We start from the raw sequence: 719 nt of genomic DNA on the forward strand, positions 1-719 counted from the left end.
GGCATCGAAAGAGCCTGACCTTCATGCTGGTGAGACTGGATTGAATCTGTTTGAATACTTCCAAATCGACGATTGGAGTCTCGATTACTGCCACCATCAAATCCCCGTAAAAACATCCCTCGTAAATCTGGAACATTAAAGGTTTCTACACCATCTCCTTCTCCCCAAACCGTGCCTATCGTCGCAAATAAATCACCATAATCACGACGCAAATAAGCCTTCCCATCGCAAATTAACCAATCCTTTGGAATCCCGCGCATGCCAAACGTTCCTATAAAACCAGTAGGATAAAGACTGCTTTCTTCTTCTTCTAAAGGGAGTGGGGTAGGATTAACGAGATGCCAATGATCCCCATTATAAACCAATGTATAAATGCACCCTTGTTGGATTTCGCCTCCCCTTAAAGGACCAACCCCTAATTCTGTTGCTTTATAAACCGGCTTGCCCTCTAAATCATTCAAGACAATCGTGGTAGACCCAACATTCCTGCCCGTCGCCATAAAGCGCAAAACGATACCATTCTGATAACCTAAAAACTGTGAGGTGCTTGCAAGTCTTATCACACTCGTTTGGTTACTATGATTAACTGTAACAATCCCTTCAAGCTCTCCACCCGTGTCTGATAAATATTCACGCACGCGCTGCATCATCACACGGGCGCTCTTGTTTACACTGCTAGGATGCTGCCCTTCTGACCAATCAATTAAAGCATCACAACG

At 44.5% G+C, this 719-nt stretch carries 1 protein-coding gene; it reads right to left on the reverse strand.

Translation table 11 applies throughout. The features are described from left to right. Window positions 1-719: phage tail protein (locus ACFINC_RS10705; protein ID WP_375617201.1), on the reverse strand; the 719-nt coding region annotated here is incomplete at both ends.

It is taken from the genome of Bartonella sp. AP58NXGY (genome assembly GCF_042195785.1).
Lineage (GTDB): Bacteria > Pseudomonadota > Alphaproteobacteria > Rhizobiales > Rhizobiaceae > Bartonella.